The 19755-nt window shown below is 64.1% G+C and carries 17 protein-coding genes; 1 reads left to right on the top strand and 16 read right to left on the bottom strand.

Annotation, left to right across the window (positions count from 1 at the left end; translation table 11 throughout):
• Positions 1-74: 74 nt before the first annotated feature.
• From recG to G485_RS0100840, 4 genes are all read right to left on the bottom strand, one after another.
• Entirely contained in the window at positions 75-2126 is a 2052-nt protein-coding gene (gene recG, locus G485_RS0100825; protein ID WP_027090942.1) for an ATP-dependent DNA helicase RecG, read from the bottom strand.
• Positions 2127-2150: 24 nt separating this feature from the next.
• The gene (locus G485_RS0100830) at positions 2151-3011 is read right to left on the bottom strand and encodes a DegV family protein (RefSeq protein WP_027090943.1); all 861 of its coding nucleotides are present in this window, start codon (positions 3009-3011) and stop codon (positions 2151-2153) included.
• 217 nt (positions 3012-3228) lie between these two features.
• Entirely contained in the window at positions 3229-5073 is a 1845-nt protein-coding gene (locus G485_RS0100835) for a DAK2 domain-containing protein (protein ID WP_027090944.1), read from the bottom strand.
• A gap of 70 nt (positions 5074-5143) precedes the next feature.
• A complete protein-coding gene (locus G485_RS0100840) occupies positions 5144-5503 on the bottom strand; it encodes an Asp23/Gls24 family envelope stress response protein (protein ID WP_027090945.1) in 360 nt (119 codons plus the stop codon).
• Between the two features lie 154 nt (positions 5504-5657).
• Here G485_RS0100840 and rpmB point away from each other — a divergent pair, with 154 nt between their 5' ends.
• Positions 5658-5846 (top strand): 50S ribosomal protein L28, encoded by a 189-nt coding sequence (rpmB, locus tag G485_RS0100845; RefSeq protein WP_027090946.1) that lies wholly within the window; start codon positions 5658-5660, stop codon positions 5844-5846.
• A gap of 226 nt (positions 5847-6072) precedes the next feature.
• Here rpmB and spoVM read toward each other — a convergent pair whose 3' ends face one another.
• The 12 genes from spoVM to rpoZ all read right to left on the bottom strand — a co-directional run bounded on the left by spoVM (position 6073) and on the right by rpoZ (position 19753).
• A complete protein-coding gene (gene spoVM, locus G485_RS24680) occupies positions 6073-6153 on the bottom strand; it encodes a stage V sporulation protein SpoVM (protein ID WP_010345573.1) in 81 nt (26 codons plus the stop codon).
• Positions 6154-6289: 136 nt separating this feature from the next.
• Entirely contained in the window at positions 6290-6949 is a 660-nt protein-coding gene (rpe, locus tag G485_RS0100855) for a ribulose-phosphate 3-epimerase (RefSeq protein ID WP_027090947.1), read from the bottom strand.
• 4 nt (positions 6950-6953) lie between these two features.
• On the bottom strand, positions 6954-7856 hold the full coding sequence (gene rsgA / locus G485_RS0100860) for a ribosome small subunit-dependent GTPase A (protein WP_027090948.1): 903 nt from the start codon (positions 7854-7856) through the stop codon (positions 6954-6956).
• 16 nt (positions 7857-7872) lie between these two features.
• On the bottom strand, positions 7873-9948 hold the full coding sequence (gene pknB / locus G485_RS0100865; RefSeq protein WP_027090949.1) for a Stk1 family PASTA domain-containing Ser/Thr kinase: 2076 nt from the start codon (positions 9946-9948) through the stop codon (positions 7873-7875).
• The gene (locus G485_RS0100870) at positions 9945-10700 is read right to left on the bottom strand and encodes a Stp1/IreP family PP2C-type Ser/Thr phosphatase (protein ID WP_035154304.1); all 756 of its coding nucleotides are present in this window, start codon (positions 10698-10700) and stop codon (positions 9945-9947) included. Before G485_RS0100870 ends, pknB begins: the two co-directional genes overlap by 4 nt.
• Before the next feature lie 17 nt (positions 10701-10717).
• Entirely contained in the window at positions 10718-11815 is a 1098-nt protein-coding gene (gene rlmN / locus G485_RS0100875; RefSeq protein ID WP_240489033.1) for a dual-specificity RNA methyltransferase RlmN, read from the bottom strand.
• Between the two features lie 83 nt (positions 11816-11898).
• Entirely contained in the window at positions 11899-13242 is a 1344-nt protein-coding gene (gene rsmB, locus G485_RS24685; RefSeq protein ID WP_035154422.1) for a 16S rRNA (cytosine(967)-C(5))-methyltransferase RsmB, read from the bottom strand.
• A gap of 662 nt (positions 13243-13904) precedes the next feature.
• A complete protein-coding gene (gene fmt, locus G485_RS0100885; RefSeq protein ID WP_027090952.1) occupies positions 13905-14858 on the bottom strand; it encodes a methionyl-tRNA formyltransferase in 954 nt (317 codons plus the stop codon).
• A gap of 1 nt (position 14859) precedes the next feature.
• Entirely contained in the window at positions 14860-15345 is a 486-nt protein-coding gene (gene def, locus G485_RS0100890; protein ID WP_027090953.1) for a peptide deformylase, read from the bottom strand.
• Between the two features lie 168 nt (positions 15346-15513).
• Positions 15514-18144, bottom strand: a complete 2631-nt coding sequence (priA, locus tag G485_RS0100895) for a primosomal protein N' (RefSeq protein ID WP_027090954.1) — start codon at positions 18142-18144, stop codon at positions 15514-15516.
• On the bottom strand, positions 18141-19388 hold the full coding sequence (coaBC, locus tag G485_RS0100900) for a bifunctional phosphopantothenoylcysteine decarboxylase/phosphopantothenate--cysteine ligase CoaBC (protein WP_027090955.1): 1248 nt from the start codon (positions 19386-19388) through the stop codon (positions 18141-18143). Before coaBC ends, priA begins: the two co-directional genes overlap by 4 nt.
• Before the next feature lie 149 nt (positions 19389-19537).
• Complete coding sequence (rpoZ, locus tag G485_RS0100905; RefSeq protein WP_027090956.1) at positions 19538-19753, bottom strand: DNA-directed RNA polymerase subunit omega; 216 nt, start codon at positions 19751-19753, stop codon at positions 19538-19540.
• Positions 19754-19755: the final 2 nt, after the last annotated feature.

Raw genomic sequence — 19755 nt, forward strand, 5'->3', positions numbered from 1 at the left:
TTCCACGTCCCTTCGGCATAATCCCGTTTATCCTATGCCGAACGCCTGTGCAAGATGACCCCGCACGGGCCTATTTAATCCAGCGGCTCGCCCTGGAACAGAGCCTCTCTCCGCAAGTACTCCCGCAGCCGCTCATACGCGGGGGACGTCCAGAACTCCGGTTTGGCCGTCAGCTCGGCGGCGTCGTCCCGCGCTTGCTCGAGCGCCGCGAAATCCTCCACGAGATTCGCCACCTTAAATTCCGGCACCCCGCTCTGCTTCGTGCCGAAGAAGTCCCCCGGCCCGCGCAGCTCCAGGTCGCGCCGGGCGATCTCGAAGCCGTCGTCCGTGTCCGTCATCGCCTTCATCCGTTCCTGGCCGTTCTCCGACTTCGGGTCGGCGATCAGCACGCAGTACGATTGATGATCGCTCCGGCCGACGCGCCCGCGCAGCTGGTGCAGCTGCGACAGCCCGAATCGCTCGGCGTCCATGACGATCATCAGCGTCGCATTGGGCACGTCGACGCCGACCTCGATGACCGTCGTCGACACGAGCACGTTCGTCTTGCCGGCCGCGAATTCGCCCATCGCCTCTTCCTTCTCCGCCGGCGTCATGCGCCCGTGCAGCAGCCCGATCGCCAGCTCCGGGAGCGCCTGCCGCAGCTGCGCATGCAGGTCGATCGCGTTCTGCACGTCCAGCTTCTCCGATTCTTCGATCAGCGGGCAGATGAAGAACGTCTGATGGCCGAGCGCCGCTTCCCGGCGGATAAACCCGAGCACCCGGTCCATCATCTCGTGCTTCACCCAATACGTCTTGATCGGCTTGCGCCCCTTCGGCCGCTCCTTGATGGTCGACACGTCCATATCCCCGAAGACGGTAATGGCGAGCGTCCGCGGAATCGGCGTCGCCGTCATCATGAGCACGTCCGGGTTCAGCCCTTTCTTCCGCAGAATGCTGCGCTGGTTGACGCCGAACCGGTGTTGCTCGTCCGTGACGACAAGACCGAGCCGGCGGAAATAGACGTCCTCCTGGATGAGCGCGTGCGTTCCGATGACGATGTCGATCAGCCCCATCTGCAGCGCCGCCAACACGTCCTTGCGCTTGCGCTCGGTCAGGCTGCCCGTCAGCAAGCCGACCTGAATGCCGTAAGGCTCGAACAGCTTCGTCAGCGAGCGCGCATGCTGTTCGGCCAATATTTCCGTCGGCACCATAAGCGCTCCCTGACAGCCCGACCGCACCGTCATGAACAGCGCGACCGCCGACACGACCGTTTTGCCCGAGCCGACGTCTCCCTGAAGCAGCCGGTTCATCGCGTAAGGCCGCTTCATGTCGTAGGTAATCTCGTTGATGACCTGCTTCTGGGCGTCGGTCAACGCGAACGGCAGCGACGAGACGAACGCCCGGACTTCCTCGCTCTTCACCTGATGGGCGATGCCGTCCGGCTGCTTGCGATTCGCGGCGCGGTACGCTTGCAGCTTCAGCTCGAACAGGAACAGCTCCTCGTAGACCATGCGGCGTCTCGCTTCCTGTCCTTCCTTCGTGTTCTCGGGACGGTGAAGACGCAGAACCGCTTCCCGCCGGGGAATGAGCGCGTGGCGGTTCAACAGCTCGGCGGGCAGCAGCTCGGGAATCATCGCGCCGTACTGGTTCAACGCCTCGTCGATTTTTTTGCGCATCCACGCCTGCGTCAAGCTTCCGCCGACGGAATAGACCGGCTGCAGCGTCCCCGTCTTCGCGCCTCCCCGGTCCGGGAACTCCGACTCCGCCACCGTAATTTGCCGGCGGCGCGCATCCCACTTCCCCGTCAGCGTAATGTCCCGTCCGATCTCGAGCTGATCCTTCAGGTAAGCCCGGTTGAACCAGACGGCCGTCACGAGCAAGCCGTCCACCGTCACCCGGCACAAAAGCCTTGCCGTACGGCCGTATCGCTGCAGGGAGGAGGCCGTCGCGATCCGCCCCTGCACCGTAATCTTCTCTCCGTCCTTCGCCTCGTGAAGGGGACGAACCCGGTAATCCTCGTAACGGAACGGATAATACTCGATCAGATCCCCGACCGATGAAATACCCAAGGCGTGAAGCTCCCCCGCCTTCTGGGTGCTCACGCCTCGGAGTCTCTCTACGGGGATAGCGAACAAATCGTTAGCCATACCCTTCACCTTTCATACTGCGCTTCATTCCGCGGGTGACGGCGTGAAGAACACCCCGACCGTGCCCGGCCCCGCATGCGTGCCGATGACGGGACCGATCTCGGATCGGTTGAACCGGCGAATCCGGAACCGCTCCTTCAAGATGCCGATCAGTTCCTCCGCCATCTCCGTGCGCCCCGGCGTCACAACGACCGACATGTCGGCGGGAACGTCGGCGAAGTCCGCATCGAGCATTTCGACGATGCGCGCGAACGCCCGCTTCTGCCCGCGGGCCTTGTCCAGCGCCGTAACGTAGCCTTCGTCGTCGATGGTCAGAATCGGCTTGATGTTCAGCAGCGAGCCGAACATCGCCGACGCCCGGCCGATTCTCCCGCCTTTATGCAAATATTCCAGCGTATCCACGAGAAAATAAAGCTTCGTCTCCCGTTTCAAACGCGCCACCCGCTCCAAAATTTCCTCCTTGGACGCTCCCTGGCGGGCGAGCTCCGCCGCTTCCACCGCCAGCATGCCGTATCCGTAGGAAGCCGACTTGGAATCGACGACCGTGACGTCGCCTTCGCCTTCCAGCATCGATTGCGCGAGAACCGCGGATTGGTACGTCCCGCTGAGCGCGGAAGACAGATGGAAGGACAGAACCTGCCGTCCTTCGTCCGCATGGCGCTTGAACACTTCGTAGAAATCGGCGGGTGACGGCTGCGACGTCTTCGGGAGCGCCTGGGAAGCCTGAAGCTTCGTGTAAAAATCCGCAGGCTGCAGCGTGACGTTGTCGAGATACGTGTCCTCTCCGAAATGAACCCGGAGCGGCACCATCTCGATGCCGAGCCTCTCCCGCACCTCTGCGGGAATATCCGCGGTGCTGTCCGTTACGATCGCGATCGAATTCATGGACGCTTCCTCCGTTCGTAGTATCGTCCGCCCGGCCTGACTAAAAGACCGGTGAAAAACAGGCGCTGGGGAGCGGATCGTTCTTCCGATCGCTTTTGTCCCCAGATTTCTCTGATTGAATCACCCCTGAAGGGGTTGAAATCCGGGGACAAAGGCGAGCGACCACTTCGTTTCTCCAGAACGATTCCGCTCCGGACGCTTGTTATTCACCACGCTTCTAAATCGGCTCCACCATAAACCAATAAGGATACAGCGGCTGTCCTCCCTCGTGCACCTCGACTTCGGCTTCGGGGTAGCGTTCGTCCAGCCAGGCGACCAAAGCGCCGGTGCATTCGGAATCGGCCCCTTCGCCCGTCAGAATCATGACGAGCTCGTCGCCGGATGCCATCATCCGGTCGAGAAGCAGGCGGGCGGCCTCCTTCATGCTGTCCTCGGCGACGACGATCTTCTTGTTCAGAATGCCGATGTACTGCCCGTCGCGAATGACCAGGTTGTCCATCCGCGTATCGCGAACCGCGCGCGTGAGCTGCCCCGTCGATACCCCTTCGATCGCCTTGAGCATGCGCGCCGCGTTGACGTCGGCCGAATCCTCCTCGCGGAAGGCGAGCAGCGCCGCCATCCCTTGCGGAATGCTGGTCGAAGGGATGACCGTGACCGGCCGTTCGGCGAGCTCCGCGGCCTGCTTCGCGGCCATATGGACGTTCGGGTTGTTCGGCAGGAGGAAGACGTGCTCGACCGCCAGCGCGTCGATCGCCTTCATGAAGTCTTCCGTGCTCGGATTCATGCTCTGGCCGCCGGAGATGACGGCGTCGACCCCGAGGCTGCGCAGCAGCTCCTCGTTGCCCTGGCCGACGCTCACCGCCACAATCCCGAACGGCGCCAGCTCGTAAGCGTTCGGATTGGGCGCGACGCCTTCCGCGATCGAGACGCCCGCATCCGCCGGTCCGGTCTCCGCCGGCAAGCCCGAAGCCGCCTCCAGGCCGATCGTTTCTCCTTCGTCCGGTTTCGGCCGCGGCGCCGCGGGTCCCGGTTCCGCGTCCGCGCGCAGCAGATCGCGGTGCTGGTCCTGCATATTGAGAATGCGCAGCTCGGTGAGCTCGCCGTAGACGATCGCGGCGTTCAGCACGTCGCCCGGCCGGCGGGAATGAACGTGCACTTTGACGATGTCGCCGTCGTCGATCAGAATGATCGAATCCCCGTCCTTCTCCAGCGCCTCACGGAAAGACGCTTCCGGGAACGGAATTCGGGCCGCCGACGCGTCCCGGCGAATGAAAAATTCCATATCGTACGGATATCGGATCGATTCCGTCGTCAGCCGCGATTGAGCGCTGTGACGAACGTTCGGTTCCCCGGCGGCGTTCAGGGCGGGAGCAGCCGCAGGCTGCGGCCCGGACGGCCCGGTCGGCGCTTGGCCGAAAGGAACGTCGCCGGCGGCAAACGAGTCGGCCTCGTTCAAATAATCGGCGAACCCTTCGTATATATAAACGAGACCTTGTCCGCCCGAATCGACGACGCCGACCTGCTTCAGCACCGGAAGCATGTCCGGGGTGCGGGACAGCGTCTCGACCGCCTTGGCGTGAACCTCGCTCATCCATTCGGCCAGATCGGCCGTGCGCCGCGATGCCGCCAGCCCGTGGCGGGCGGCTTCCCGGGCGACCGTCAGAATCGTTCCTTCGACCGGTTTGCCGACCGAATTGTAAGCGGTGTCAACTCCCTGTTGTAGAGCTGCCGCGAACGCCGGCACCGTCAATTCGCGCTGGCCGGACACCGCGCGCGCGAAGCCGCGGAACAGCTGGGACAGGATGACGCCGGAGTTGCCGCGGGCGCCCATGAGCAGCCCTTTGGCCAGCACCTCCGCAGCCCGACCGACCTCTTCCGAAGGTTTATTTTTTAATTCGGCCGCACCGGCCGACATCGTCATGTTCATGTTCGTTCCTGTATCCCCGTCCGGAACGGGAAAAACGTTCAGTTCGTTGACGCGCTCCTGGTGCAGGGCAAGACGCTCCGCGCCCGCCAGCACCATGGCCGTCCATTCCGCTGCGTTCAAGCTGCGTTTGCTCAAATGAGAAATCCCCTTCCGAAAGGTACGATCGGTCGTAGTCCAGATCATGTAGCGTTTGTCCGGTCGATGCCTAGCGAGTCACGCGAACGCCTTGAACATAAATGTTGACCGAATACACGCGAAGCCCCACGACTTCCTCCAGCACGTATTTGACCTTGGTCTGGATATTGTGGGCGACTTCGGATATTTTCGTCCCGTAGCTTACGATCACGTGCAAATCCAAATGAACTTGTTCGCCTTCCCGGCGGACTTCCACGCCTCTGGACAGGTTCTCCCGTCCAAGCAGCTCGGCGATGCCGTCCTTCAGCTGCTTGCGCGACGCCATGCCGACCAGTCCATAACAATCCACGGCCGCCGATCCGGCAATGACCGCCACAACTTGATCCGCTATATCGATTTTCCCGTATTCCGTCGACAGCTGCATGGGCATGGAAATTCACTCCTTTATGGTGGTATTATGGACTATGTCTCATTGTACTATAAAAAATCCCCGGATTGAAGCCGAAATCGCCGATTGCAACGCCTTTGAGCCTATGCTATGATAGGGAAAGTGTCTGCAAGGACTTGGTAGGGAGGTGGATTTAATGGCACGCAAATGTTATATTACGGGCAAGAAGCCCGGCTCCGGAAGCAACGTATCTCACGCCAACAACCATACCCGCCGTACTTGGGGGGTCAACGTGCAGAAAGTGCGCATTCTGGTCAACGGCAAGCCGAAGCGGGTCTACGTCAGCACCCGCGCCCTGAAATCCGGCAAAGTGACCCGCGTATAATCGCGCTGCGCGTGGGCTCGGAACGTTCGGGATCGAATAAGCCGTGTAATGAACCTATACGATCGTCATGACAAAAGCACCTGGAGGCCAGGTGCTTTTGGTTATTTCGCCTTCGAACGCGGAATCCGTCTGTGCCCGGATCGGCGTCCGCCGGCGTTTTTTTTATCGTTGAAGCGCCTTCCCGGCAAAGCCGGAGCCTCCGGGAACCGCGGGTTCCATGGAGGCGTCAGTTCTTCTGGAACGTGTTCAGGATCGCCTTGACAAACCCGCCCAGAAATTTCGGAAGCTTGATCGTATAAAACTTCATCCTCACACCCTCCTCCGGTCCCTTGGCGGCCCCGCAGAATGAACGCGCGAACGCGTCCGTAACCTCCCGGCGCGCGCTGTTGATTCATATGTATGCGGAAGCCGCTTTGTCCTATACCGGCAGGAAGGGATCCATTTCAACTTTGGGCTGCCGCCCGGAGTGTCGAAATGGCGGAGGAACGGTCCTGCTGTCCGAAAATGTAATTGCCCGCCACGAGCGCGTTCGCTCCGGCTTCCGCAACGAGCTTCGCCGTCTCGCCGTTGATGCCGCCGTCGACCTCGATGTGCGCCTCGGTCCGCCCGCGCCGGTTCAGCTCTTCGCGCAGGGCGCGGATTTTGGGCAGCATGGCGGGAATGAACGATTGCCCGCCGAAGCCGGGGTTGACGGTCATGATGAGCACGAGATCGAGATCGTCCAGCACGTAATCGAGGACGGACAGCGGCGTATGCGGATTGAGCGCCACCCCCGCCTTGAGGCCGAGCTCGCGGATCGCGTGAACGGTCCGGTGAAGATGGACGCAGGCTTCCGCGTGCACCGTAATCCGGTCCGCTCCCGCCTTGACCAAGTCGTCCAACAGCCGCTCCGGCGTGTTCACCATCAGATGAACGTCGAACGGCAGCTTCGTATAAGAGCGGATAGCCGCCACGACCGGCGGCCCGAACGTCAGATTCGGGACGTACTGCCCGTCCATAATATCGATATGAATCCAATCCGCTCCGTGAGTTTCCACTTCGCGGACCTCCTCTCCCAGCCGGGCGAAATCCGCCGACAGGATGGAAGGTGCGATAATCGTCATTGCTTCAGTACCTCCGTCTGTTCTCTTTCCATTCCGCCATGAAGCCGGCGTAATGGTCGTAACGGCTTGGCGCGATCTCGCCGCTCTCCTTCGCGGCTCGCACCGCGCAGCCGGGTTCGTGAAGATGGGTGCAGCCGCGGAACTTGCAGCCGGGCGCCAGCTCCCGGAACTCCCGGAAGCAATCGCCGATCTGCTCGATGCCAAGCTCCGCGAAGTCGAGCTGGCTAAAGCCGGGCGTATCGGCCACATATCCCCCGCCGCCCAGCCTCACCAGCTCGACATGCCGGGTCGTATGGCGGCCCCGGCCGAGCTTCTCGCTGATTTCGCTCGTCTCCAGCCGCAGGCCGGGAACGAGCGCGTTCAGCAGCGACGACTTGCCGACGCCGGACTGCCCCGCGAATACGCTGATATGGCCGACGAGCCGCTCTCTCAGCTCGCCGATGCCATCGCCCCTCTTCGAGCTGGTCGCGATCGTCTCGTAGCCGATCGCAGTGTACAACGCGCGGGCCGACTCGATATCCGCCCGGATTCGTTCCCATTCGTCCGACTCTTCCGCTGCGTCCGTTTTCGTCAGGACGATCAGCGCGTCGAGTCCGGCGTGTTCGGTATGCACGAGGAACTTGTCGAGCAGCTGCAAATTCAGCTCCGGCCGCACGACGGAGAAGACGAGAACGGCCATATCCGCGTTGGCGACCGGCGGCCGGACGAGCGCCGTCGTCCGGGGCAGGATCTCGTCGACCGTTCCCTCTCCGTTCTCCGTAGCGGCGAACCGCACCCGGTCTCCTACGAGGGGGGATTCCCCCCTTTTCTTGAAGATGCCCCGGGCCCGGCATTGCACTTCGCGACCTTCGTCGTCGACGACGTAATAGTAGCCGCTGAGCGCTTTGTAAATCATGCCTTCAGGCATTCAAAGCCTCCTTTGGTCATCGTCCGTTGTCCTGGTTGTTGTCCTGGCCGCCATCCGGATAGCCGTTCGGATTGTCCTGCCCGAATCCCGGATCGGCGTATGGATCCGTCGACGCCGGAACGTCCGGCTCCGTCGCGGCCGGAACGTCCTCGTACGGCACCGGGAAGGTGTCCACGAGCTGGTTGTCCCGGTACACCTTGATCTCCCCTTCCGTGTCGGGGGCGAGAACGAGCGTTACCGGGAACGTCGTCGTCGACTGGATCTTTTTCGTTTTATATTCGATATTTTGACCGCGCGCATCCGAATATACGATCCGAATCGTGCTCGCCGTCCCTTCCACGGCCGGCGATACGGTTACGTTGTAGGTCTTCTCCTTCGCTTCCGCCGGATAACCGTTGCTAATCCACACCTGCACGGCCGTGCCGACCTGAACGGTCTCGTTCTGCTCCGCCGGGAACTGCTTGAAGATCGTTCCCTTCGTTACGTAGCTCGGCTCGTAGCTGATCTTCTGCTCGTCGAGCCGCAGATTGTTTTTGAGCAGTTCGGCTTTCGCCTCTTCGAGCGTCATTCCGATCAGATTCGGCATCTTGACCGTTTCCGGCCCCTTGCTGACGGTCAGGGTGACGGTCGCCTCCTCCGGATCGAACCCCTGGTTCGCCGGCGGGTCCTGGCTAAGCACCGTTCCTTCCTCGCTGTCGCTGTACTCTTCCTTCTTGACGATCCGGTCCTCGGTCATCCCGAGGCTCTTCAACTGATCGACCGCATCGTCGTAGGAGGAGCCCGTAAGCGCCGGCATCGGGGTAAGCTCCTTGCCGGAACTTACGGTCAGCGTAATGGTCGCCCCTTCCTTGACGGACATGTCCTGTTTGTCCTGCTCCATGACGACGCCCACGTCGTACTGGTCGCTCGCCTTCTGCGGAGGCGGATCGACGACGTTGAGGCCGAGCTGCTCCAGCTGCGCCTTGGCGTCTTCGTACTTCGTGCCTACGACGGTCGGAACCTGCACGTCCTTCGGGCTAAGCTGCCCTTTGAGCGCCAGAACCGCCCAGATCAGAATGCCGACCAGCACGAGCGCGACGGCGGACAGCACGGTCGGCATAACCCAGCGCCGCTTCGGCTCCTCGAAGCCGGCGTCCCGCTTCCCGTCTTCTCCCCTGGCGACCGTCTCCTCTCCGGACATGCGCATGTCCGGCTTCAGCGCCGGAATGACCAGCGTCCGCTCTTCTTCCTCGTCGTCGTCGCCAGGGAAATGCAGGCGCGGCTCGTTCAGCCTTTGCGGCTGCAGGCTTGTCTCCAGGTCGTCCAGCATTTGCTTGGCCGACGCGTAGCGCTCCTGCGGATTTTTGCGCATCGCCTTCAGAATGACGTTCTCGACGCTCTGCGGAATGTGCGGATTGACGAGCCGGGGCTCCTCGAAAGGTTCCTGCAGATGCTTGAGCGCCACGCTGATCGGGCTCTCGCCGAGAAAGGGCAGCCTTCCCGTCAGCATCTGGTAGAGTACGATGCCGAGCGAGTAGATGTCCGACTTCTCGCCGGTCGCCACGCCCTTCGCGTGCTCGGGCGAGAAATAATGCACCGAGCCGACGACCGAGCCCGTCTGCGTGATCGTCGAAGAAGTGACCGCCCGCGCGATGCCGAAGTCCGTTACTTTCACCCGGCCGTTCTTGCCGATCAGGATGTTGTGCGGTTTAATGTCGCGATGGATGATTTGATTATGATGGGCGTGGTCGAGCGCGTCGCAAATTTGCGAAGCGATCCGGACCGCTTCCTCCGCCTGGAGCGGCGCCCGCTCGCGAATAATTTCGTTGAGATTGTTCCCGTCCACGTATTCCATGACGATAAAATGCGTGTCTTCGTCCTGGCCGACGTCGTAAATACTGACGATGTTCGGGTGGGACAGCGAAGCCGCGGCCTGCGCCTCGCGCCGGAACCGCCTGACGAAATCCTCGTCGTGCATAAATTGCTGCCGCAGCACCTTGACGGCGACGAACCGGCCCAGCACCAAGTCTTTGGCCTTGTAGACGAGCGCCATGCCCCCGCCGCCGATGCGGGCCAGGAGCTCGTACCGTCCTCCCAGCGTCTGACCGATCATGCCGCACCGCCTCCCGAGACGTCGCCGTCCGAATCGTAAACGACCAGGGCAACCGTAACGTTGTCATCGCCGCCGGCAAGCAGGGCAAGCGCGATCAGACGGTCGACCGTTTGTTCCGGATCGTCTTCCGGTCCCGCCATCGTCTCCGCGATGGTATCCGCTTCGACCAGATTGCTCAGCCCGTCGCTGCATAGAAGCAGACGGTCGCCCGGCCGCCAATCGATCAGCCGGACGTCGGCCTCGACCTCCTTGTCGGTGCCGAGCGCGCGGGTCAGCACGTTGCGGCGGGGATGATGGGCGGCTTCCTCCGGACTGAGCTGACCGGATTTGGCCAGCTCGTTCACGAGGGTGTGGTCGTCGGTCAGTTGCGCGAGCTCGCCCTCCCGCAGCCGGTAAATGCGGCTGTCCCCGATATGGCCGATGAGCCCCCGGCTGTCGTCCAGCAGCGCGACAACGACGGTCGTCCCCATGTTGGAGTACCGCTCGTCGCCCGAAGCCGCCTCGTAGACGGCCGCGTTCGCGCTCGCGATCAACTCCCGCAGCTTGTCGGCGCTCCCGGCGGCCGCGATATCCTCCCGCCAGGCGGACAGCGACAGCTTCAAGCTTTCGACCGCCATGCCGCTGGCCACTTCTCCGGCTTTGTGCCCGCCCATGCCGTCCGCGACGACCGCCGCGACCAGCCCGTTGCCGGTGCGCCCGATCCAGGCGCAGTCTTCGTTCACTTGTCTTACTTTGCCAACATGACTTCGCATTGCCGTTCTCACAGCGGTCACCTCGCCTGCGCCTCCATATGTTTCGCCCGCAGTTGCCCGCAGGCGGCCGCAATGTCGTGGCCTTGCTCCCTGCGAATCGTCGCGTTGATCTTCTTGCGCTCCAGAATGCGGTGGAACTCGAAGATGTCGTCGCGCGGCGTGCGGACGTAGTCCCGCTCCGGAACGTAGTTGACGGGAATCAGGTTGACGTGGCACAGCATTCCCTTCAGCACGTCGGCCAGCTCCTCCGCGTGTTCCGGGCGGTCGTTGACGCCGCCGATCAGCGCGTATTCGAACGTGATGCGGCGGCCCGTCTTCTCGATGTAGTACCGGCACGCGTCCATCACCTCCGCGAACGGATAGCGGCGGTTGACCGGCATCAGCTTCGACCGCAGCTCGTCGTTCGGAGCGTGAATCGAGATCGCGAGATTGATCTGGGTGTTCTCGTCCGCGAAGCGGATGATATTGGGAACGATGCCGCTCGTCGATACCGTGATATGGCGCTGGCCGATGTTCAATCCCTTCGGATGGGTCATCAGCTTCAGGAACGTCATCGTGTTGTCGAAGTTCTCGAAAGGCTCGCCCGAGCCCATAATGACGATGCTGGACACCCGCTCGCCCTCCGGGTCGAGCAGCTTCTGCGCCTGCACGACCTGGGCGACGATCTCCCCGGCCGTCAGATTGCGCTTGAGGCCGCCGAGCGTCGACGCGCAGAACGTGCAGCCGATCCGGCAGCCGACCTGCGTCGTGACGCAGACGCTGTTGCCGTAATTGTGGCGCATAATGACCGTCTCGATCGCGTGGTTGTCGTGCAGCCCGAACAGGAACTTGACCGTTCCGTCCTTCGACTGCAGCTTCGTAATCTCCGTCAGCGTGACGAAGGCGAACGAGGCCGCAAGCTTGTCGCGCAGCGACTTCGGCAGATTCGTCATCTCATCGAACGAATCGACCCGCTTGACGTACAGCCAGTCGAAAATTTGTCCGGCGCGAAAAGCGGGCTCGCCCTGCACCTTCGTCCATTCCTGGAGCTGCTCGAGCGTCAGGTCGTAAATAAAAGGGATGTCCGGCTTATAGTTTAATTTGCTGTCCAATCCCTTGAGTTGTTGTTTTTCCAATGAGGTCACCACCGTTCGCTCTATTTTACCATAAACGCCGTGAGAGCCAAAAGCGGCGCGGGTCCGGCCCGGAAGCCGGTCCTTCAGCCTAGCCCGCGGCGCTTCATGCGGGCGATGAAAAATCCGTCGCTGCCGAACTGATGGGGAAGAAGCTGCGCCATCCCTTCGAACGGAACGGGCAGCGCACCCGCCCTTTTCAGCGTTTGCACGATCTCAGCGGGCCAGCCGGGGTCCAGGAAGAAGTCCGGATGCTCCCGCAAAAAGCCGCGCACCGCTTCCTCGTTCTCTTCCGGCGCGATCGTGCAGGTGCTGTACACGAGCGTTCCGCCCGGGCGGACGAGCTGGCCGGCCTGCGCGAGCAAGCGGCGCTGAAGATCGGCCAGAGAGGCGACGTCTTCGGCCGTCTTGTTCCATTTGATCTCCGGCTTGCGGCGGATGACGCCGAAGCCGGAGCAAGGCGCGTCCAAGAGCACGACGTCCATCGACGCTGCGGGCAGCTTCGCGGCCAGCTCCGCCGCGTCGCCCACCGTCGTGCGGATGCACGTCAGGCCGAGCCGCTCGGCCTGCTGCGCGATGAGCGCTTCCTTGTGCGGGTGAATGTCGTTGGCAATCACCTCGCCCCGGTCGCCCATCAGCTCCGCCAGATGGGTCGACTTGCCGCCCGGCGCGGCGCAGCAGTCGAGCACGCGCATGCCCGGCTCCGGCGCGGCGACGGCGGCGACGAGCATCGAGCTCTCGTCCTGCACCGTGATGCGCCCTTCGCGGAACCACGGCGTCGCCGCCAGGCTCCCCGCCCGGGTCGCAACGATGCCCGCCGGGGCGAGCTCGGACGGCCGCGCATCGATGCCTTCGGCGGCCATCGCCTTAAGCAGCTCCCCGCGTTCCGCGCGCAGCGGGTTGACGCGGGCCGAAGCGCGCGGCGGCTCGTTGCCGGCCGCGCAAATCGCCTCCGCCGCCGCTTCGCCGTAGGCGGCGATGAAGCGCTCGACGAGCCAACGCGGATGGCTGTGCTCGAGCGCGATGCGCACCGCCTCGTCCAGACCGGCGGGCAAGGTCGGGGCGACGCCTTCGCGGAGCAGGCCGCGAAGGACGCCGTTGACGAGCCCGGCGATGCCGGCGTGGCCGCGCCTCTTGGCGATGCGCACCGCCTCGTCCGTGACGGCGTGCGCCGGGACGCGATCGAGCCAGCGCAGCTGGTAATAGCTCAGACGCAGAAGGCTGCGCACCCACGGCTCCACCTTGTTCGGCCATCCCTTCACTCTCGGCGCCAGCACGAAGTCGATCGTGTTCAGCCGCTGGATCGTGCCGTAGACGATCTCCGTCGCCAGGGCGGCGTCCGGACGCGACAGCTCCGCCTCCGTCAGCATGCGGTTGAGCTCCAGGCCGCTGTACGCCCCCTGCCGCTCCACCCGCTCCAGCACGCGCAGCGCAACCTCGCGCGGGCCGGCCGGCTTCCTTCGCTCGGGCGGCGCGCTCCTGCCGCCCGCCGGAGCCGGGCCGCCTGGCTTGGCGGAGGCGGCTGCGCGTTTGTCGCCGGGCCGGTCCGGCCTATGACGTCCGTCCTTGCCGCCCGTACGGCTATGATAAGGCTTGTCTCGGTTGCTCAACGTCGGAACCCTCCGATTGCTATACGATTGCTTTTTACGAAACTTCTACGCCGTCCGCTTATCCGACAGTATGTCCACGGACAAGCTTTGCGGCTGCATGAACGATCGCTGCCTTGCATCCCGCCGCCCCTCGGCGCCCGCAAGCTTCCACGCCTTCGGGCTCCTTGGACGGGGCGGAGAGCTTTGCGCCAACACCCGTCCGGGGGCTCGTTGCCGGCCTGCGTCGATGCCGCTGCCCCCGCAGCCCCGCGAACGCCTATCGCAACGGACACAGAATCCGCTATTTTCCGGAATCACCGCATTTTTGGCATGCTAACGGACCGTCGGTCCGCTTACGGCGGGATTTCCCCCGAATACGGCCCCTCTCCAAGCGAATAAGGGATTCTCTGTCCGTTTAAGTTTCCAAATGAACTCCCGCTCGCTTAAATAAGGGATCTCCTGTCCGTAAGCCGCAAAATCGCCAAACGAAAAACGGCGCTCGTCTACCCGAGCACCGTACCCAGGGGAAGCCGCGCCCCTCTCGCATACTCCGCCGCGGACATCGCTTTCTTGCCCGCCGGCTGCACTTCCGTCAGCACGACGCTGCCGTCGCCCGTCCGCACGCGAATGCCGAACGGGCCGGTGTCGAGCACCGTGCCCGGCGCCGCCGCCCGCCATTCCGGGCGCAGGTCGAAGTCCCCGGCATCGGGCGCCTTGACGCCCCACACCTTGAACACTTCGCCCGCAAGATACGTGAACGCCCCGGCCATCGGATACAGGCCGCGCGTCCGGTTGAACAGCTCCCGCGACGTGCGCTCCCAGTGAAGCCGCTCGTCGTCGCGCGTCAAATTCGGCGCGTACGTCGCCAGCGCGTCGTCCTGCGGGACGCGCGGAGCCGTACCGTCGGCCAGCCTCGGCAGCCATTCGAGGAGCAGCTCCGCTCCCGCCGCGCTCAGCTTCTCGAACATCGTCCCCGCCGTGTCTTCGTCGGTAATCGGCACTTCGACGCGGGCGATCATGTCCCCCGTGTCGAGCCCTTCCGCCATGTACATCAGCGTAACGCCGGTCACGCTCTCCCCGTCGATGATCGAGCGCTGGATCGGCGCGCCGCCGCGATAGCGGGGCAGCAGGGAGCCGTGCACGTTGACGCAGCCGAGCCTGGGCAGATCCAGCACCGCCTTGGGCAAAATTTGCCCGTACGCGGCCGTCACGATCAGATCGGGCTTCAGCGCGGCCACCGCCTCGACCGCCTCCGCCGCCCGCATGCGCTCGGGCTGAAGCACGGGCAATCCGCGCTCCAGCGCGAACGCCTTGACCGGCGGCGGCGTCAGCTCCCGCTTCCGCCCCTTCGGGCGGTCGGGCTGCGTGACCGCCGCGACGACGTTCCAGCCTCCGTCGAGCAGCGACCGCAGCGAAGGAACGGCGAAGTCCGGCGTTCCCATGAACACGATCCGCATGTCATTCCCCATCCTGTTCCGGAATCGCCTTGCGCTCGTACACCGATTCGGCCAGATCGATGAACAGCACGCCGTTCAGATGGTCGACCTCGTGCTGGAACGCCCGCGCCAGCAAGTCGGTTCCCGTATATTCGACCGGATTGCCGTAGCGGTCCTGGCCGCGGATGACGACCTTCTGCGCGCGGCGGACGTCGCCCTGCAGACCGGGAATGCTCAGGCACCCTTCCGGTCCGAATTGCTCGCCTTCCTTCGAGACGATCTCCGGATTGACAAGCTCGATCAAGCCGTGCTCTTCGTCCGCGTCGACGACGATGACCCGCTTGGAGATGCCGACCTGCGGCGCGGCGAGACCTACGCCGTCCGCGTCGTACATCGTCTCGGCCATGTCGTCCAGCAGCTTATGCAAATTCGCGTTGAATTTCGTCACTTCCTTCGCGCGTTCCCGCAGAACTTCGTCCGGATGTTTGACGATAATACGAATGGACATGAATTCATCACCCTTTTGCCGGGATTGTAAGAAAAACTTCTATCGAAGTCCCTCAAGCATAAGCGACCGCGATTTGGCGGAAGTTTTTCCAAGTACGCAAAGTTCTTATTCGCTTTAACGCTTTAGCGAACATAAACTTTCTGTAACATTCGAAACAACTGGCCGGACCTACAGCATCATCTGAGGGTCTACGTCCACGCTGACCTGGACGCCGGAGCGCTTCACCGTCTCCGCCAGCTCTTTGAGCGCCTGTGCGGTCCAGGCCGGACCGTCCACGTCTCCCCGATATTTTACCATACATTGAAAACGGTAGCGATCCTTCAGTCTCGGAATCGGCGAAGGAACCGGCCCGAGCACCTCGAGCGCGTGCGGCGCCCCGCCCGCAAACGAGCCTGTAAGCCCCGCTCCCGATGCGCGCTCGCGCAGCTTGGCGGCGAACGCCTCGCCGAGCGCGATCAGGCGCGGCGCCTGCTCGTGCGACAGCGTCACGGCGATGAGCCGGCCGAACGGAGGATAACCGAGAACCCGGCGATGGCGCAGCTCCTGGGCCGCGAAGGCGTTGTAATCGTGCTGCTGGACCAGAGCCACCGACGGATGCTCCGGCTCGTACGTCTGAATGATGACCTCGCCGGGAAGCTCGTGCCGTCCGGCTCTCCCGGCCACCTGGGTCAACAGCTGGAACGTCCGCTCCGGCGCCCGGAAATCCGGCAGCTTCAAGGCGGAGTCCGCAGCCAGCACCCCGACGAGCGTCACGCGGGGAAAGTCGAGCCCTTTGGCCACCATCTGCGTTCCGAGCAGCACGTCGGCGCGGCGCTCGCGGAATTGCGTCAGCCATTTCTCGTGCGAACCTTTCTCCGACGTCGTGTCAACGTCCATGCGAATGACCCGGATGCCGGGAAAGGCCAGCGCCAGCGCCTCCTCCACCTTCTGCGTTCCCGTGCCGAAAAACCGGATGTGCCGGCTCTGGCACGAAGGGCAGGCTTCGGGCTCGCGTTCGGCGTAGCCGCAATAATGGCAGCGAAGGTTCTGCGAGCCGCGGTGATACGTCAGCGCGATGTCGCAGTGGGGGCATTGCGCCGTGTAGCCGCACGAGCGGCACATGACGAAGGTCGAGTAACCGCGCCGGTTGAGCAGCAGCACCGCCTGCTCCTCCCGCTCGAGCCGCGCCTGGAGCGCCTCGGACAGCGCCCGGCTGAACATCGCGCGGTTGCCGAGCTTCAGCTCCTCCCGCATGTCGACGATGGCGACGCCGGGCAGCGGACGGTCCGCTACCCGCTCCGGCAGCGGCACGTACACCGGGCGCAGGCGTTCGACCGCCCCGCTACCCGCTTCGGCGGCTGCGAACCCGCCTTCCCGCCCGAGTCCGCCGCTCCGCTCACCGGCAGCGGCGGCGACTTCGCTTCGCGCGCCTGCTGTTGCGGCTTCGCTTCGCGCGCCTGCTGCTGCGGCTTCGCTCCGCGCGGCGGCCGCCGCGGCGTACGTCTCCAGCGAAGGCGTCGCCGAGCCGAGCACGACGGCCGCTCCGTGCTTTCTCGCCCGCTCCGCCGCGACGTCCCGCGCATGATATTTCGGACTCTCTTCCTGCTTGTAGGAGCTCTCGTGCTCCTCGTCGATGACGATCAGGCCGATCCGGGAGAACGGGGCGAAGATGGCCGAGCGCGCCCCGACGGCCACCTGAGCGCGGCCGTCGCGGATTTTGCGCCACTCGTCGTAGCGTTCTCCGTTCGAGAGGCGGCTGTGCAGCACGGCGACGCGTTCCCCGAACCGGCTTTTGAACCGTTCGACCATCTGCGGCGTGAGCGCGATCTCGGGCACGAGCACGATCGCTTCCTTCCCCCGCTCCAAACATTTCTGGATCGCCTGCAAATAGATTTCCGTCTTGCCGCTGCCCGTCACGCCGTGCAGCAGAAACACCTCATGGCGCCCGGCCTCCACGGCCGCGGCGATCGGCTCGAACGCCGCAGCCTGCGCCGGCGTAAGCCGCATCGGCGAGGACGGCGGAAACGCGCGGCCCGCGTACGGGTCGCGGTCTTCCGTCACCGGGCGCAGCTCGAAGACGCCTTTGTCCGCCAATGCGCGCAGCGTCGCCGTCGTCGTCCCGACCGCTTCCGCCAGCTGCTGCTGCGGGACGGGTTCGGGGTGCTCCAGCAAGTATTCGACCGTCTCGCGCTGCTTGACGGCCCGCGCCGGAAGGCCCGCAAGCGCCTCGCGCAACGCTTCGGGCCCCGGCGGGAACACGGTCAGCACCGTCCGCACGGAGAGCCGGTCCTCGACCTTCTGCAGCTCTTCGAGCTTGCCCGACTTGATCAGCTTCTTGATCGCGTCGGCCTGCCCCGGGAACTGCTGCAGCAAATTCGCCAGCTTCAGCGGAGAATGCCGCTCCAGCGCCTGCCGCAAGGCGCCGAACGCCAGCGTCTCCTCCTCCGTCCATACGGCTCCGCGGGCGAGCGCGACGTATTTCTCCGTCCGGCCCTTCAGCGCGGCGGGCAGCATCGCCTGCAGCGAGATCGCCAGCGGACAGAGCCACCGCCGGCTCATCCATTCGCCGAGCTCGATCAGCTCCGCGGACAGAGGCGGAACGGCGTCCAGCACGTCCGCGAGCTCCTTCAGCCGCGCGCGGTCGACCGAAGCGTCCTCGGCGACCGCGACGACGATGCCCTGCAGCGTCCGGCCGCCGAACGGAACGGCCACGCGGCTGCCCGTCTCGACCCATCCCAGGAGCCGGTCCGGGATAAGATAGTCGAACGGCCGGTCGGTATCCCGGCTCGGCACGTCGACGATCACTCGGGCTACGCTCATGAGCGGGGCGCCTCCCCGTTCCAGCCCGCCCGCTCGCGCACCCATTGCCAGATCCGCTCGGCCGCGGCGCGCTTCGATTGCAGCGGCATCGATTCGAGCAGCCCTTCGGCGCCGAACACGCTGACGACGTTCGTGTCCGTGCCGAAGCCCGCCCCTTCCCGCGTCACGTCGTTGGCGACGATCAGATCGCAGCCTTTGCGGCGCAGCTTGTCGAGGGCGTTCCGCTCCACGTCGTTCGTCTCGGCGGCGAAGCCGACGACGAACGGACCTCTGCCCGCCGCCCCGCCTTCGCGCCGCCATTCCCCGATCGCCTGCAGGATGTCCGTCGTCCGCTCCAGCTCCAGCGTCAGCTTGTCCGGCCCTTTCTTCATCTTCTCCGCATGCCGCACCACCGGCCGATAATCCGCCACCGCGGCAGCCTTGACAACCGCGTCGGCCTCAGGCAGCCGCTGCATGACGGCGTCGAGCATCTCCTGCGCGGATTCCGCCTTCACAACGCGCACCCCGGGAGGCGGGGGAGCGTCCGTCCGCGCGCAGACGAGCGTCACGTCCGCCCCTTGGTCGCGCGCGGCTTCGGCCAGGGCGAACCCCATTTTGCCGGAGGAATCGTTCGTTATATAACGGACCGGATCGAGCCGCTCCACCGTTCCCCCGGCCGTCACCAGCACCTTCCGCCCCGCGAGCGGACGATCGCCGGCAAGCAGCCCGACGATCGCGGCGACGATCTCGTCCGGCTCCGCCAGGCGGCCCTTGCCCACGTAGCCGCAAGCCAGCTGGCCCGTGCCGGATTCGACGAAGCGCACGCCGCGGTCCGCGAGGATGCCAAGGTTGGCCTGCACGGCCGGATGGGCGAGCATATGAACGTTCATCGCCGGGGCGACGAGCACCGGAGCCGTCGTGGCGAGCAGCGTCGTGCTCAGCATGTCGTCCGCAAGTCCGTGCGCCATCTTCGCGATGATGTTGGCGGTCGCCGGGGCGACGACGACCAGGTCGGCGGCGTCCGCGAGGTCGATATGCTGCACCTTCGCGGCGTCGCGCTCGTCGAACGTGTCCGTCGCCACGGGGTGCCGCGACAGCGTCTGCAGCGTAAGCGGCGCAATGAACTTCGTCGCTCCCTCCGTCATGATGACCCGGACGTCCGCGCCGTACGACACGAGACGGCTGCACAGCGTCGCCGCCTTGTACGCCGCGATTCCGCCCGTAATGCCGAGCACGATCGTGCGGCCTGCCAACGTTTTGCTCATACAATCCCCTCCCGTTACTGGAAACGCCGCGCTTCCCTCCACCCGCCGGGGCGGCCTTTACCCTTGAAGCCGAGAAAAAAAACAACCGCTCGGGTTGTCCTTATCTTCTCGTCTTTATTTTCTCTTTTGCCTTCAACCGGCCGGCCGAATCATTTGTTGTCCGGCTCCGTCTTCTGCGCCTCGACGCTGATGTAATCCAAATAAATTTCCTCCAGCGCGAAGCCGACGACCTTGTGCGACTTCGGCGCCGTCAGCTGCGACGGCTTGCCGTCCCGCAGCGCCCGCGCCCGCTTGGACGCCGCCACGACGAGCGTATACTTGCTGTCTACTTTACGTACCAGTTCGTCAATCGACGGGTATAACATGC

Origin of the sequence: Cohnella thermotolerans DSM 17683 (assembly GCF_000429825.1) — a bacterium.
Taxonomy (GTDB): Bacteria; Bacillota; Bacilli; order Paenibacillales; family Paenibacillaceae; genus Cohnella; species Cohnella thermotolerans.

Bases quoted from the DNA above. Each gene is read 5' to 3' on its own strand.
- def (WP_027090953.1), bottom strand. From the start codon at position 15,345: ATGTCCATTCGTATTATCGTCAAACATCCGGACGAAGTTCTGCGGGAA.
- G485_RS0100870 (WP_035154304.1), bottom strand. From the start codon at position 10,700: ATGCGAAGTCATGTTGGCAAAGTAAGACAAGTGAACGAAGACTGCGCC.
- rpmB (WP_027090946.1), top strand. From the start codon at position 5,658: ATGGCACGCAAATGTTATATTACGGGCAAGAAGCCCGGCTCCGGAAGC.
- spoVM (WP_010345573.1), bottom strand. From the start codon at position 6,153: ATGAAGTTTTATACGATCAAGCTTCCGAAATTTCTGGGCGGGTTTGTC.
- coaBC (WP_027090955.1), bottom strand. From the start codon at position 19,388: ATGAGCAAAACGTTGGCAGGCCGCACGATCGTGCTCGGCATTACGGGC.
- rsgA (WP_027090948.1), bottom strand. From the start codon at position 7,856: ATGCCTGAAGGCATGATTTACAAAGCGCTCAGCGGCTACTATTACGTC.
- recG (WP_027090942.1), bottom strand. From the start codon at position 2,126: ATGGCTAACGATTTGTTCGCTATCCCCGTAGAGAGACTCCGAGGCGTG.
- rpoZ (WP_027090956.1), bottom strand. From the start codon at position 19,753: ATGTTATACCCGTCGATTGACGAACTGGTACGTAAAGTAGACAGCAAG.
- G485_RS0100840 (WP_027090945.1), bottom strand. From the start codon at position 5,503: ATGCCCATGCAGCTGTCGACGGAATACGGGAAAATCGATATAGCGGAT.
- priA (WP_027090954.1), bottom strand. From the start codon at position 18,144: ATGAGCGTAGCCCGAGTGATCGTCGACGTGCCGAGCCGGGATACCGAC.
- rpe (WP_027090947.1), bottom strand. From the start codon at position 6,949: ATGACGATTATCGCACCTTCCATCCTGTCGGCGGATTTCGCCCGGCTG.
- pknB (WP_027090949.1), bottom strand. From the start codon at position 9,948: ATGATCGGTCAGACGCTGGGAGGACGGTACGAGCTCCTGGCCCGCATC.
- G485_RS0100830 (WP_027090943.1), bottom strand. From the start codon at position 3,011: ATGAATTCGATCGCGATCGTAACGGACAGCACCGCGGATATTCCCGCA.
- fmt (WP_027090952.1), bottom strand. From the start codon at position 14,858: ATGCGGATCGTGTTCATGGGAACGCCGGACTTCGCCGTTCCTTCGCTG.